The sequence below is a fragment of the Candidatus Methylomirabilota bacterium genome (genome assembly GCA_036005065.1).
GTDB lineage: Bacteria > Methylomirabilota > Methylomirabilia > Rokubacteriales > DASRDR01 > DASYQW01.
This window is the reverse complement of sequence record DASYQW010000227.1, coordinates 1-13,795: the sequence shown is the minus strand read 5'-3', so window position 1 is coordinate 13,795 and position 13,795 is coordinate 1. Positions and strand designations below refer to the sequence as shown.

Here is a 13,795-nt window from a genome sequence, read left to right as displayed (position 1 = left end):
CCTCGCAACCCAGCATCGCCCTCGACCCGTTCTTCCCCAATTGGCCCTGGCGGATTAACCGCGGCGCAGTGTCGCCGCACCGCCGGGCTCATGGTGGTCCGCTCCGAGCGGCGGCTTCGCCGCCGCAACCTTCCCCGGGGGCGGGTGTGGGAGGGGGCCGTCGAGGCCCCCTCCCAGACCTAGGGCCCGACCTCGGTCACCTGCGGCTTCGCCACCGGCCGCACCAGCCGATTGACCGCGTTCAGGTAGGCGCGGGCGCTGGCCTCGATGACGTCGGTGGAGGAGCCCTTGCCGACCACGACCGTCCCGTCAACGTCGACCTTGACCGTCACCTCGCCCATCGCGTCGCGTCCCTGGGTCACCGCGCGCAGGTTGTAATCGAGCAGCCGGCCCTTGATGCCGGTGATCGCATCGATGGCGGCGTAGACCGCTTCCACCGGGCCGTCCCCGGTTCCCGAGTCCTGGAACATCTGGTCCTCGCGCCGGAGCCGGACCGTCGCCGAGGGAATGAGTCCGGTCCCCGACATGAAGTGGAGGTAGTCGAGGCCGTAGGTCTCCGGGATCTGGGCCATCTCCTCGTTGACGATCGCCAGGAGGTCCTCGTCGTAGACCTCCTTCTTCTTGTCGGCCAGATCCTTGAACCGCCTGAACGCCTTGTCGAGCTCCGGCCCGTCGAGGTCGACCCCGAGGTCCCGGAGGCGGATCTTGAAGGCGTGGCGCCCCGAGTGCTTGCCGAGGACGAGCTTGTTCGACGGCCGCCCGATGTCCTGCGGGCGCATGATCTCGTAGGTGAGCTTCTCCTTGAGCACGCCGTCCTGGTGAATGCCCGCCTCGTGGGCGAAGGCATTCTCGCCCACGATGGCCTTGTTGGGCTGGACGTGGATGCCGGTGATGTGAGAGAGGAGCCTCGACGTCCGGTAGATCTCCTCGGTCCGGACCCCGGTGTCGGCGTTGAAGAAGTCCTTGCGGGTCCGCAGCGCCATCACGATCTCCTCGAGAGACGCGTTGCCGGCCCGCTCGCCGATGCCGTTGATGGTGCACTCCACCTGGCGGGCGCCGCGCTGGATCGCCATCAGGGAGTTGGCCACCGCCTGGCCGAGGTCGTTGTGGCAATGCACGGACAGGGTGGCCCGCTGGCTGTTCTTGACCCGCTCCCGGATGCGGCCGATCCGGTCCGCCCATTCTTCCGGCATGGCGTAGCCGACGGTGTCCGGGATGTTGATGGTCCGGGCGCCGGCGTCGATCACGGCCTCCAGCACCTCGCACATGTAGTCGAAGTCCGAGCGGGAGGCGTCCTCCGGCGAGAACTCGACGTCCTCGCAGTAGCCGCGGGCGTGCCGGACCGCCTCGATGGAGGCCTTCAGCACCTCGGCCCGCGACTTGCGGAGTTTGTACTTCAGGTGAATGTCGGAGGTGGCCACGAAGGTGTGGATGCGGGGTTTCCTGGCGTACTTGACCGCCTCCCAGCACCGGTCGATGTCGCCCAGGCCCACCCGCGAGAGGCCGCAGATGCTGGGCGGGCTGTCGAGCTGCCCGACGGTCTTGGCCACCTCCCGGACCGCTTCGAAGTCCTCCTCCGAGGAGATCGGGAACCCCGCCTCGATGACGTCCACGTTCAGCCGCGCCAGTTGCCGGGCCATCTCGAGCTTTTCGACGACGTTCATCGAGAACCCCGGGGACTGCTCGCCGTCACGAAGCGTGGTGTCGAAGATGATGACGCGATCTTCCGCCATTGCCGAATCTCCTCTGGTCGTGATGGTCACGCCGGATGGTCCGGGCCGGGCGCCGGGGGCGTCTCCCGCAGCACCCGCGGCGGCGCCGGCTCGCGCTTGCGGAGGAGCAGCCGCCGTACCGGGCCCGACAGCGCGTAGACGCCGAACGCCACGAACGGGAACGTCTCGCGAAAGGCGATGACGATGAGGATTCCGAGCGCCGCCACCAGCAGCACCCCAAAGGGGTGGCGCTTGGCGAAGTCGAGCTGCTTGAACGAGTAGTACCGGATGTTCGAGATCATCAGAAACGCCAGCAAGTACGTGGCGCAGGCCAGGGCGAAGAGCTCCGCCCGGCTGAACGTCACGGGCCCGAAGAAGAGGACCATGGAGGCCACCACGGCGGCGCCGCCCGGACTGGGGAGCCCGATGAAATAGCGGCGGTCGGTCACCCCGGTGAGGACGTTGAACCGCGCCAGCCGCAGAGCCGCGCAGAGCAGGTAGAGGAAGGCCGCCCCGGCGCCGATACGTCCGGCCCCCGCGCTGAATTGGCCGAGCTGGGCCAGCGCCCAGGAGTAGAGGAGCACGGCCGGCGCCACCCCGAACGAGACCACGTCGGCCAGCGAGTCGTACTCGAGGCCGAACTGGGTGGTCGTCCGGGTCAGCCGGGCCACCTTGCCGTCTAGGATGTCCATGACCATGGCGCCGAACAGCGCGACGGCCGCCCACTGATAGCTCTGCTCGAAGGTGAGCACGATCGCGTAGAACCCGCCCAGCAGGTTGCCGGTGGTCAGGAGACCGGGCAGGAGAAAGACCGTCTGCCGCCGCCGCTCGCGCAGCTCTGACCAGCGCCGCCGCCTGAGTGAACCCGCCCGCCGCTTCATGGAAACACCCCCAGAACCGATTCCCCGGCTCGCACCCGGTCACCGACGCGCGCGGTCACGCGCGCCGCCGCCGGCATCAGCACGTCCATCCGCGACCCGAACTTGATCATCCCGAATCGTTCTCCCGCCTGCAGCATCTCCCCGGGCCGGACGCGGCAGACGATCCGTCGCGCCAGGACCCCGGCGACCTGCCGCATCACCACCCGGCCCCGCTCGCCCTCGACGGCCAGCGAGGTCTGCTCGTTCCGCGCCGAGGCCTCGGGCTTGTAGGCCGGCACGAACTCTCCCGGCCGATGCTCGACGCTCACCACCTGCCCCCCGATGGCGGCCCGGTTCACGTGCACGTCGAGCGGCGACAGGAAGATCGAGACCTGGATGGCCGGCCCGACGAACGGGTCGGTGACGTTCCTCTCCACGCTCACGACTCGCCCGTCGGCCGGCGCCAGGACCGCTCCCGCCATCGCCGGCGCCGTCCGCTCGGGGTCGCGGAAGAAGTACGCCATGAAGGCCGCCACCAGGAACGGGAGCAACCCGACCTTGACCCATCCGAGCCAGGCCAGGCTGAGCGCCACCACCAGCGGGACCAGGATGAACGGCCACCCCTCGGAGGCGATCGGCACCAGGCGTCGTCGTGGGGACCGGGCGCCCGAAGCGCCCGCGGCCACCGGCCCGGCGGCCGGTGCCGCCTCGACGTTCCGCTCAGCCCTGCTCATCCAGCTCTACGCGCCTCCTACATCCGCGGTGGCTTGATCCAGCTCATCATCCCACGGAGCCGCTTGCCGACCTCCTCGATCGGGTGATCGGCCTCGACCCGACGCATGGCCAGGAAGCCGGCGCGGTTGGCCTGGTTTTCCAGCACCCACTCGCGGGCGAACTGGCCGGACTGGATCTCGCGCAGGATCTTGCGCATCTCGGCCCGGGTCGCGTCGCTCACGATGCGCGGGCCGCGCGTGTAGTCGCCGTACTCGGCGGTATCGGACACCGAGTAGCGCATGTAGGCGAGGCCGCCCTGATAGAAGAGATCCACGATGAGCTTCATCTCGTGCATGCACTCGAAGTAGGCGACTTCCGGCTGATACCCCGCCTCCACCAGCGCCTCGAAGCCCGCCTTGATGAGCGCCGAGATCCCCCCGCAGAGCACGGTCTGCTCGCCGAAGAGGTCGGTCTCCGTCTCTTCCTTGAAGGTCGTCTCGATCACGCCCGCCCGCGTGCAGCCGACCCCCCTGGCGTACGCCAGGGCGGTGTCGCGGGCTTTGCCCGAGACGTCTTGCTGGACCGCCAGCAGGGCCGGCACCCCCGGACCCTGGGTGAAGAGATCCCGCATGACGTGTCCCGGCGCCTTGGGGGCGATCATGGAGACGTCCACGTCGGGCGGCGGCACCACCTGGTTGAAGTGAATCGAGAAGCCGTGGGCGACCATGAGGGTCTTGCCCCTGGTCAGGGCGCCCCGGATCGACTCCTCGAACGTGGCCCGGTGGGCCTGGTCAGGAAGCAGGATCATGACGACGTCGCCCAGCTGGGCGGCCTCGGCCACGGTCGCCACCCGGAGTCCGTCCTTCTCGGCCTTGGCCCAGCTCCGCGAGCCTTTGTAGAGCCCGACCACGACGTCCTGTCCCGAGTCCTTGAGGTTCAGCGCATGGGCGTGGCCCTGGCTTCCGTAGCCGATGACGGCCACCTTCTTCCCCTTCAGCAGCGAGAGATCCGCGTCCTGGTCGTAGTAGATCTTGGCCGGCATGCCCCCGACTCCTCCCTCGGCTAATCGGCGAAGCCCACGACGCGCGGGTCGCGGCTCTGCTCGTCCAGTTGATTCGTGAGCTCCCGGCGCCGCCGTTCGGCGTCCGGCCCCTTGCCCAGCCGCTCCTCGGGGCGGCGCCGCGCCGTCTTCGAGCCACGGGCGATCGCCACCTTCCCCGTCCGCACGAGCTCCTGGATGCCCACCGGCCGGAGCAGCTCGATGATGGCGTCCAGCTTCGACTCGTCGCCGGTCACCTCCAGGGTGAAGGTCGTCGGCGTGACGTCCACCACCTTGGCCCGGAAGATGTCCGCCGTCCGCAGGATCTCCGTCCGGTGCTGGGGCTCCGCGTTCACCCGCATCAGCACCAGCTCCCGCTCGACGTGGTTCTCCTTCGTCAGGTCGATCACCTTGATCACGTCGACCAGCTTGTGAAGCTGCTTGACGACCTGCTCGATGACGAACTCGTCCCCCCGGACCACCAGGGTCATGCGTGACACGGTCGGGTCCAGCGTCTCCCCCACCGACAGGGACTCGATGTTGTAGCCGCGGGCGCTGAAGAGCCCGGCCACCCGGGACAGCACCCCGAACTTGTTCTCGACCAGGACCGCGATCGTGTGCTTCCTCGCCCCTTGCCCGTTCTGCACGCGTCCGTTCCTTCCTTCCGTCGGAAGGGGGGCGGAGCCCCCCTCCGAGTCTAAAAGCCGGTTTGCGACTTGGCGGCCTTGGCCTTCACTTCCTTGTTCGGCTTTTCGAGGAGCATGTCCTTGTTGGCCCCGCCGGCCGGCACCATCGGGAAGCAGTACTCGTCCTTGTCGACCATCACGTCCACCACCACGGGGCCCGGCGTGGCGAACGCCTTTTCGAGCGCCGGCACGACTTCGTTCGGCTTGATGGCGCGGATCCCCACCGCCCCGTAAGCCTCGGCCAGCTTCACGAAGTCCGGGCTGGCCGAGAGGTCGATCGAGCAGAAGCGGCCCCCGTAAATGACGTCCTGCCACTGGCGCACCATGCCGTGACCGCCGTTGTTGATGATCACGGTCTTGATCGGCAACTGGTTCTCCACGATCGTCGCCAGCTCCTGCGAGTTCATGACGAAGCTGCCGTCCCCGTCGATCAGGACCACCAGCCGATCGGGCCGTCCGACCTGGGCGCCCATGGCGGCCGGCAGGCCGTACCCCATGGTGCCGAGGCCGCCCGAGGTGAGCCAGTGGCGCGGATGCCGGAAGCGGTAGTGCTGGGCGGCCCACATCTGGTGCTGCCCGACCCCGGTGACGATGATGGCCTCCCCCCGCGTGAGGTTCGAGACTTCCTCGATCACGTACTGGGGCTTGATCAACTCGTCGTCCCAGTCGTACCGGAAGGGGTGCTTCGTCTGCCACTGGAGGACCTGGCGGAGCCACGAGTCGCGCGCCTCCCGGGTGGCGGCCGGTGGGTCGCCCGCGCCCTCCTCGAGCAGGAATCCCTTGAGCTTGGCCAGCACCCGGCGGGCATCCCCCACGATCGGGATGTGCACCTTGATGTTCTTGGAGATCGACGAGGGGTCGATGTCGATGTGGATGATCTCGGCCTGCGGTGCGAAGAACTCCACCTTGCCGGTGACCCGGTCGTCGAAGCGAGCCCCCACCGCGATCAGGAGATCCGAGTTGTAGACCGCCATGTTGGGCGCGTAGCCGCCGTGCATCCCGAGCATCCCCATCGACAGCGGGTGATCGGATGGGAACGCGCCCATCGCCATGACCGTGGTGGTGACCGGGATGCGCGTGAGCTGGGCCAGCTCCATGAGCTCGGCAGCGGCGTCGGAGGCGATCACGCCGCCGCCGACGTACAGGACGGCCCGCCGGGCCCGCATGATCGCCTTGGCGGCCTTGCGGATCTGGCCGGGGTGGCCCTCGTACGTCGGGTTGTAGGAGCGGAGGTGGACGGTCTCGGGGTAGTCGAAGTCCGCCTGCTTGATCAGGATGTCCTTGGGCAGGTCGACGTGGACGGGCCCCGGCCGGCCGGTGGAGGCGATGTAGAAGGCTTCCTTGATCGTGGGCGCGATGTCCTTGGGGTCCTTCACCAGGAAGTTGTGCTTGGTGCACGGCCGGGTGATCCCGACGTTGTCGGCCTCCTGAAACGCGTCGTTGCCGATCAGGTGGGTCGGCACCTGCCCGGTGAAGGCGACGATCGGCATGGAGTCCATGTAGGCGTCCTGAAGCGCGGTGACCAGATTCGTCGCCGCCGGCCCCGAGGTCACCATGCACACGCCGACCTTGCCTGAGACGCGCGCGTAACCCTCCGCGGCGTGCCCGGCCGCGGCCTCCTGGCGGACCAGGACGTGGCGCAGGGGTCCGGGAAAGTCGTAGAGCGCGTCGTAGATCGGCAGCACGGCCCCACCGGGGAGGCCGAACACCACGTCTACGCCTTCACGCTTGAGCGACTCGAGGACAATCCGTGCGCCTGAGAGTTTCATCGACCGTCTCCTGATCCATCCGCCTGCGAGTTGATGATGCGGCCCTACAAGAGCCCTGCCGTCGCCAGAATTTCCTTGATTTCTTCGACCGCGTCCCCGTCCGGCACCGGGAGCGGGCCCCGGGTCGGCCCGCCATAATAGCCGAGGAGGTCCAGCGCGGCCTTGAGCCCGCCGATCCCGTAGCGCGCCCCGATGCCCGTGGCCAGCGGGCTGATACGGTACACGATCTCCCGCGCGTCCGTCCACTGGCCGGCCTGGGCGAGACGCCAGATCTCGCAGCACTCGTGCGGCGCCACGTTGGCCACCGCCAGGATGCCGCCGGCCGCCCCCAGCACCAGCGCCGGCAGGAACGCGAGGGGCGATCCCACCACGACCTGGAACGTCTTCGGCGTGAGCCGCATGGTCTCGGCGGCCTGGGGAACGTTCCCGGAGCTGTCCTTGATGCCGCGGATGTTGGGATGCTCGGCGAGCCGGGCCACCGTGTCCGGCTCCAGGTTGATGCCCGTGTTGGCCGGGAAGTTGTACAGGAACACCGGCACCGGGCAGGCGTCGGCGATCGCCCGGTAGTGCCGGATCAGCACCGGAGGCTTCATCATGCCCTTGTAGTAGCTGGGGGTGATGATGAGCACGGCATCGGCGCCGAGGTCGGCGGCCCGCCTGGAGAGCCGGATGGCCGCCGGCGTGGACTCGCCGCCGGTCCCGGCGATGACGAGCCGCGGGCGGGGGGTCGCCTCGCGGGCGGTGGCCAGCACCCGTTCCTTCTCGCTCTCGGAGAGCAGCGGGAACTCGCCGGTGGACCCGAGCATCACGTAGCCGGTCAGGGGGTACTGGTGGAGCCGCTGCAGGTTGGCGGCGAGCTTGTCGTAGGCCACCTCGTCGCCGCGGAACGGAGTCAGGACCGGGGGATACACGCCCTCGAAGCTCAGCGCCCTAGTCTCCATCGCCGTGCCGTCGCTCCTTGATGCGGGCCAGGGCGGCCGCCAGCCGGGCGGTGGGAATCTGATAGGGTGAGCACGACACGTACGTCATTCCGACTCGGTGGCAGAACTCCACCGACGCCGGCTCGCCACCATGCTCGCCGCAGATCCCGACCTTGAGATCGGGCCGGGTCCGCCGTCCCCGCTCGATACCGATTCTGACCAGCTCGCCCACCCCCTCCTGGTCGAGGACGCGGAAGGGGTCGCGCGGGAGAAGCTCCTTGTCCAGGTAGAGGGGCAGGAACTTCCCGACGTCGTCCCGGCTGTAGCCGTAAGTGAGCTGGGTCAGGTCGTTCGTCCCAAAAGAGAAGAAGACCGCTTCCCGGGCGATCTGATCGGCGACCAGCGCGGCCCGTGGCACCTCGATCATGGTGCCGATGGTGTAGGCGACCCGGACGTCGGCCTCCGACAGGACCGCTTCGGCGGTCCGCTCGGCCAATTCCCTGGTCAGGCGCATCTCCCCCAGCGTCCCGGTCAGCGGGACCATCACCTCGGGTTCGACCGCCACGCCCTCCTTGGCGAGCATGGCGGCCGCCTCGAAGATCGCTCGGACCTGCATCTCGTAGATCTCGGGATAGGTGATCCCCAGCCGGCATCCCCGGTGCCCGAGCATCGGGTTGGCTTCCTGGAGCGACCGGAGCTTGTCCAGGACCATCTCCAGCTCGGCGATGCGCTTGCGGTTCTTCCGCCGCTTGGCGCGCTCGGCGCCCAGGTCCTTGCCGATCTCCTTCTCCTTCGGGAGGAACTCGTGGAGCGGAGGGTCGAGGAGCCGGATGGTGACCGGCTGACCGGTCATGGTCCGAAAGATCCCGACGAAGTCGTCCCGCTGCATCGGGAGCAGCTTGTCGAGCGCCTGCTGCCGCGCCTCGCGGTCCCCGGCCAGGATCATCTCCTGGACGATCGGGATGCGCTCGGGCTTGAAGAACATGTGCTCGGTCCGGCAGAGCCCGATGCCCTGGGCGCCGAATGCCAGCGCGGTCGCGGCGTCGGCCGGCGTGTCGGCGTTGGCCCGGACGCCGAGCGTCCGGCCCTCGTCGGCCCACTGCATGATGGTGTTGAAGTACTGGAACAGCGCCGATCCGTCGGCGGTCAAGCTCTTTTCGATCAGGACTTGCACGATCTCCGACGGCTTTTTTTCCACCTCGTGCAAGATCACTTCGCCCGTGTCGCCGTCGATCGAGATCACGTCGTTCTGTCGGACGCGCAGGTCACCCCGCCGGAACTCCATCGCCTCTTCGTCCACGGTGATCGCCCCGCAGCCGACGACGCACGTCTTTCCCATGCCCCGCCCCACCACCGAGGCGTGCGAGGTCAGGCCCCCGCGTGACGTGAGAATCCCCTCGGCGGCGTACATGCCGGCGACGTCCTCCGGCGAGGTCTCGGTCCGGACCAGGATGGCCTTTTCCCCCCGCTCCGCCAGCTCTTCGGCGTCTTCCGCGGTGAACACCACGCGCCCGACACCGGCACCGGGGGCGGCGGGTAACCCCTTGGCGATGAGGCGCCCTTCCTCGATGGCCTGGGCCTTGGCTTTCGGGTCGAAGACCGGGTGCAGCAGCCGATCGAGCTGCCCCGGATCCACGCGGAGTAACGCCCTGTCGCGATCGATGAGCCCCTCCTCCACCATCTCGACCGCGATCCGGACGGCGGCGGCCGCCGTCCGCTTCCCCGGGCGGGTCTGGAGGAGGTAGAGCGTCCCCTCCTGCACGGTGAACTCGATGTCGAGCATGTCCCGGTAGTGGCGCTCGAGCGTCTGGTACGTGCCTTCCAGCTCGGCGTACACCTGGGGCATCCGATCACGGAGCGCGGCGATGGGCTGGGGCGTCCGGACCCCGGCCACCACGTCTTCGCCCTGCGCGTTGACCAGGAACTCCCCGAAGAACCGGCGCTCGCCGGTCGAGGGGTCCCGGGTGAAGGCCACGCCGGTCCCCGAGGTCTCGCCCAGGTTCCCGAACACCATCGTCTGCACGGTCACCGCGGTGCCCCAGTCGTTGGGGATCCCGTGGATGCGCCGGTAGTCCTCGGCCTTCTTCGAGAACCACGAGTCGAAGACGGCGTGGACGGCCATGCTGAGCTGGAGCTTCGGCTCCTGGGGGAAGGGCTCCCCGGCCTCCTCGTAGAGGCCCTTGTAGGCGGAGACGAGCCCGCGGAGCGCGGGGGCGGTCAGCTCGGCGTCGGTCCGCGCCCGGGTGCGGACCTTGGCCGAGTCGAGCAGCGCGTCGAACGCCTTGCGGTCGAGCCCCAGCACGACGTCGCCGAACATCGCCAGGAAGCGCCGGTAGCAGTCCCAGGCGAACCGCTCGTTGCCGGTGCGCTGGACGAGCCCCTCCACGGTCTTGTCGTTGAGACCGAGGTTCAGGACCGTCTCCATCATCCCGGGCATGGATACGCGAGCACCCGAGCGCACGGAGACCAGGAGGGGATGCTCGGGATCGCCGAGGCGCAGCCCCAGGAGCGACTCGAGTCGCGCCAGGTGCTCCTGGACCTCGATCCAGAGGCCTTCGGGATCGCGCCGGTCCTGGCGGAGGTATTCCGCCCAGGCCTCGGTGGTGATCGTGAAGCCGGGCGGGACGCGGATGCCGAGGTTCGTCATCTCGGCCAGTTCGCAGCCCTTGCCGCCGAGCAGAGTGCGGAGCTGGCTCGACCCTTCGGCCTGCCCGCCGCCAAAGAAATAGACAAGCTTCCTCATCGTGTGTCCGGGGCTCCGCCTTGGAGCTGGGAAAAGTCCTTTCAGATTAACAATTAAACCGCCGTTCTGTCAAGGCGAAATAGGCTCCGACGCGTGTTCACGAGGCAGGGCGCGCTCAGCGGCCGAGGAGGCCGGACAGGAGCGCCCGCGGCGGGACGAAGTCGCCGACGACGCCGAGCGTCAGATCCAGCAGATCAGGGCGGCGCGCGAGCAGGCGAGCGGTGAGGTCGGCGACCGGGCGGTGACGGACGACGAACTGGAGCGCCTGGGTGAATCGCTGCTTGTCGGCGAAGACCGACCGGCGCGCCCGGTGGTACTCCGCCAGCCCCGCGAGCGAGACGTCGCCGCGGCCGACCGCCCGGGCCGCGGTCGCCGCGGCCAGCTCGGCGCCCCGGAGCGCGCTGAAGACCCCCTCCCCGGTCAGCGGATCGTAGAAGCCGGCGGCATCGCCCACCAGCACCACCCCACCGTGGCGTGGAGCCGCCACCCGGTACGCCAGCGGGCCCATCGCCTCGACCGGCGCCACCCGCTCGGCGCCGGCGATCCGCCGCGCGAGGTGCGGAAGCCGCTCGATTCGCGCCGCCAGGAAGGCCTCCAGCCGGCCACGCCAGGGACGGACATCCTCCAGCGGGACGACCAGGCTCAAGTTGACGCGGTCCGGCGCCAGCGGGTTCAAGATCGCATAGTCCGGCGGGTCGACGAAGATCTCGCCGACGTCGCGGCAATCGGCGAGCCCCGTCACGTACGTCGCGAGCGCGATCCGGCGCAGCCGGTGGCGCTGCCGACAGCCGAGACGGTGGGCGACCAGGGACGCGCGACCGTCGGCGCCGACCACGAGCGGCGCGGCGATCGTCCGGCGCCGGCCCGCATCGTCGACGACCTCGACGCCGGTGACCCGGCGACCCTCGATCACCAGATCGGTCACCCGGACGCCTTCGCGAAGCTCCACCGGCAGTGCCCGCAGGCGGTCGACGAGGATCGCGTCCAGCACGGAGCGGGAGAGCGCCATGGCGTGATCCCGGTACGGTCGCCAGGCGCCGATCGCGCGGTAGCGCCCCTGGAGCACCGTCCCGTTGGGCGCCGTGATCCGCATGCCGAGGAGCGGCGCGGCGCCGGCCGCGTCGATCGCCTTCAGCGCGCCGAGCCGGTCGAGGATGCGCGCCGTTTCGGGACTGAGGTACTCGCCGCAGAGCTTCGGGCGCGGGAACGTCGCGCGATCGAGGACGAGCACGCCGAGGCCGCGCTCGGCGAGGAAGATCGCGGTGGCGGCGCCGGCAGGCCCGGCGCCGACGACGATGACGTCGGGGCGCGTCACGGCGCGATCACGGCCAGCAGCCGGCCGAGCCAGGGATACCGCTCGACGCGCACCGCGTGTATCCCCGCCTTCTCGGCCAGGGTCCGCAGCTCCTCGGGCGAGTACGCGCGCCGCACCGACAGGGGGCCGTCATGCCGGGAGAAGGGATGCCGGCCCACCAGGCGGGTCGCGACCCAGACGAGGAGGAGCGACAGGCGCGTGCGCAGGAGGTCGTTCACGATGACGTCGAGCCGCGCGGCGCGGCGCATCTCGCCCAGGCTCGTGACGGCCGCATCGGGCTCCAGGTGGTGGAGGGTGAGCGACATGGTGATGACGTCGGCGCCGTCCTGGCGGAACGGCAGCGCGGTGGCGTCGGCCCGGACGAGCGACACATCGGGATGCGGGCGACGCGTGGCGGCGGCCAGGAAGTCGGGATCGCGATCGACGACGACGATGTGGATCCTCCGCTCGAGGCGCCCCGCGTGGCGGATCAGCCAGCGCGCGAAATCGCCGCGGCCCCCGCCGACGTCGACGACGACGAGGCGCCGCCAGGCCGGCACCCCCGACGCCACGCGCTGGATGGCGCCGAGCGTGAGCGCGTAGCCGCCGAACCACGTGTTGAGGCGATCGATGTCCGCCAGCGACGCGTCCCGATCCGCGGACGCCACCGGCCGGTCGAGATGCTCGAGAACGCCCTCGGCCCGCTGCATCATCCGCCCTTCAGATTCGCCCTTCGGCTCGCCTACCAGCTCAGGAGGGCGCCCTCGGCGGCGAAGCCCGGCCCGAGCCCGATCATCAGCCCCCACTCTCCGGGGACCGGCGTCTCCGTCCGCAGCGTCTCCTCGAGGACGAAGAGGATCGTGGCCGACGACATGTTGCCGAACTGCCGGAGCACGTTGCGCGCGTGCCCCATCTGCGCGTCGGTGAGGTCGAGGAGCCGGCTCGCGCGATCGAGCACCCGCCGGCCCGCGGAGTGCAGGACCCAGTAGCGGATGTCCTCGCGCTTGAGTCCCTGGGCGCCCATCAGCAGCCCGGCCATCTCGCCGAGCATCGTGGCCCCGATCCGCCGAACGTCCTTCGAGAGCACCACCCGGGCCCGGCCGCCCGGGTACTCGAATCCCATCGCGTCCAAGTGCTCCGGCCGGAAAAGCGTCCGGTGCGCCAGCATCCGGGGACCGCCGGCCTCGGTGTCGAGGGCGACCGCGCCGGCGCCGTCGGCGAAGATCGCGTGGGCGACGGCGCTCTCGAGCCGGTCGTCGGGGAAGTATGTCGCCGAGCAGATCTCCACCGCCATCACCAGCGCCCGGTGGCCCGGGAAGGCCTGGAGGTGATTCCACGCCTGCTGGAGCGCCACCATCGCCGAGGCACAGCCCGTGTCGCCGACGTGCACGCGCTGGACATCGGACCGGCAGCCGAGCCGGGCCACCAGGTGGGCATCGAGGCTCGGGGTCAGGCGGCCCGTGCACGTCGTCGTGGCCAGGAAGTCGAGGTCGGCGGCCGCCCACCCCGCACCCGCCAGGACGCGGCGGGCGGCCGCCTCCCCGAGCTCGAGGGCTCCCGCCTGGAAGCGCGCGTTCAGCTCGTCGACGTCCTCGGCAGGACGGGCGCGCTCGCGGTCTACGTAGAGGTACCGGCCGTCGATCCCACTGTGGTGGAAGAAGCTGCGACGCCGTTCATCGCCATATCCGAAGATCGCGAGCACCTCGTCCTGCGTGAAGCGCTCAGTGGGCGTCGCGGTCGCGACCGCGGCAATCCGTGGGGTCCGCATTCGAGCCTCCATGGAGTAGACCAGACCGTTCTCCTGTCGAGGCGAAACCGGCTCCGCCGTGGGCTCTATCCCTCTTCCGGGTAACCCCTTCAGCTTACCTGAGGTTCCAGGCCGTCCCGCAGCCGATGCCCGACGAGGTCGATCGCCAGGCCGGCAAACGTGGGGAGCCATCACGCCACCGTCACGGTGTCGCGGCCGAGCGCGATCACCTGCCCCCGGGTGGGGTGGACGGAGCCGGTCCCCAGTCCCAGGAAGGAGAGTGCGGCCTCCTGGAGGATGGCCCGGGCTAG

General features: G+C 69.7%; 11 protein-coding genes. All 11 read right to left on the bottom strand.

The features are described 5' to 3' along the window. Positions 1 to 179 precede the first annotated feature (179 nt). Positions 180 to 1,733, bottom strand: coding sequence for a 2-isopropylmalate synthase (locus tag VGW35_16860; protein ID HEV8309331.1), 1,554 nt, complete (start codon positions 1,731 to 1,733; stop codon positions 180 to 182). Positions 1,734 to 1,759: 26 nt separating this feature from the next. Beyond that, positions 1,760 to 2,593: a CDP-diacylglycerol--serine O-phosphatidyltransferase gene (gene pssA, locus VGW35_16855; protein HEV8309330.1), complete on the bottom strand. Its 834-nt coding sequence runs from the start codon at positions 2,591 to 2,593 to the stop codon at positions 1,760 to 1,762. Continuing rightward, positions 2,590 to 3,306, bottom strand: coding sequence for a phosphatidylserine decarboxylase family protein (locus VGW35_16850; protein HEV8309329.1), 717 nt, complete (start codon positions 3,304 to 3,306; stop codon positions 2,590 to 2,592). The genes pssA and VGW35_16850 overlap by 4 nt, the downstream gene beginning before the upstream one ends. A gap of 17 nt (positions 3,307 to 3,323) precedes the next feature. Next, positions 3,324 to 4,328 carry a ketol-acid reductoisomerase gene (ilvC, locus tag VGW35_16845; protein ID HEV8309328.1) on the bottom strand — a complete coding sequence of 335 codons (1,005 nt, stop codon included), beginning with the start codon at positions 4,326 to 4,328 and terminating at the stop codon, positions 3,324 to 3,326. Between the two features lie 20 nt (positions 4,329 to 4,348). Next, positions 4,349 to 4,972: an acetolactate synthase small subunit gene (gene ilvN, locus VGW35_16840; protein HEV8309327.1), complete on the bottom strand. Its 624-nt coding sequence runs from the start codon at positions 4,970 to 4,972 to the stop codon at positions 4,349 to 4,351. 50 nt (positions 4,973 to 5,022) lie between these two features. After that, positions 5,023 to 6,780 (bottom strand): biosynthetic-type acetolactate synthase large subunit, encoded by a 1,758-nt coding sequence (ilvB, locus tag VGW35_16835; GenBank protein HEV8309326.1) that lies wholly within the window; start codon positions 6,778 to 6,780, stop codon positions 5,023 to 5,025. A 44-nt stretch (positions 6,781 to 6,824) separates the two neighbouring features. After that, positions 6,825 to 7,721 (bottom strand): dihydrodipicolinate synthase family protein, encoded by an 897-nt coding sequence (locus tag VGW35_16830; protein HEV8309325.1) that lies wholly within the window; start codon positions 7,719 to 7,721, stop codon positions 6,825 to 6,827. Then, complete coding sequence (gene ppdK / locus VGW35_16825) at positions 7,711 to 10,443, bottom strand: pyruvate, phosphate dikinase (GenBank protein HEV8309324.1); 2,733 nt, start codon at positions 10,441 to 10,443, stop codon at positions 7,711 to 7,713. Before ppdK ends, VGW35_16830 begins: the two co-directional genes overlap by 11 nt. A 115-nt stretch (positions 10,444 to 10,558) precedes the next feature. Further along, positions 10,559 to 11,758: an FAD-dependent oxidoreductase gene (locus VGW35_16820; GenBank protein HEV8309323.1), complete on the bottom strand. Its 1,200-nt coding sequence runs from the start codon at positions 11,756 to 11,758 to the stop codon at positions 10,559 to 10,561. After that, the gene (locus VGW35_16815; GenBank protein HEV8309322.1) at positions 11,755 to 12,450 is read right to left on the bottom strand and encodes a methyltransferase domain-containing protein; all 696 of its coding nucleotides are present in this window, start codon (positions 12,448 to 12,450) and stop codon (positions 11,755 to 11,757) included. Before VGW35_16815 ends, VGW35_16820 begins: the two co-directional genes overlap by 4 nt. Before the next feature lie 29 nt (positions 12,451 to 12,479). Continuing rightward, positions 12,480 to 13,505 carry a type III polyketide synthase gene (locus VGW35_16810; protein ID HEV8309321.1) on the bottom strand — a complete coding sequence of 342 codons (1,026 nt, stop codon included), beginning with the start codon at positions 13,503 to 13,505 and terminating at the stop codon, positions 12,480 to 12,482. Positions 13,506 to 13,795 lie beyond the last annotated feature (290 nt).

Coding starts and splice junctions, on each gene's coding strand:
- VGW35_16860 (HEV8309331.1), bottom strand. CDS start 1,733: ATGGCGGAAGATCGCGTCATCATCTTCGACACCACGCTTCGTGACGGC.
- pssA (HEV8309330.1), bottom strand. CDS start 2,593: ATGAAGCGGCGGGCGGGTTCACTCAGGCGGCGGCGCTGGTCAGAGCTG.
- VGW35_16850 (HEV8309329.1), bottom strand. CDS start 3,306: ATGAGCAGGGCTGAGCGGAACGTCGAGGCGGCACCGGCCGCCGGGCCG.
- ilvC (HEV8309328.1), bottom strand. CDS start 4,328: ATGCCGGCCAAGATCTACTACGACCAGGACGCGGATCTCTCGCTGCTG.
- ilvB (HEV8309326.1), bottom strand. CDS start 6,780: ATGAAACTCTCAGGCGCACGGATTGTCCTCGAGTCGCTCAAGCGTGAA.
- VGW35_16830 (HEV8309325.1), bottom strand. CDS start 7,721: ATGGAGACTAGGGCGCTGAGCTTCGAGGGCGTGTATCCCCCGGTCCTG.
- ppdK (HEV8309324.1), bottom strand. CDS start 10,443: ATGAGGAAGCTTGTCTATTTCTTTGGCGGCGGGCAGGCCGAAGGGTCG.
- VGW35_16815 (HEV8309322.1), bottom strand. CDS start 12,450: ATGATGCAGCGGGCCGAGGGCGTTCTCGAGCATCTCGACCGGCCGGTG.
- VGW35_16810 (HEV8309321.1), bottom strand. CDS start 13,505: ATGCGGACCCCACGGATTGCCGCGGTCGCGACCGCGACGCCCACTGAG.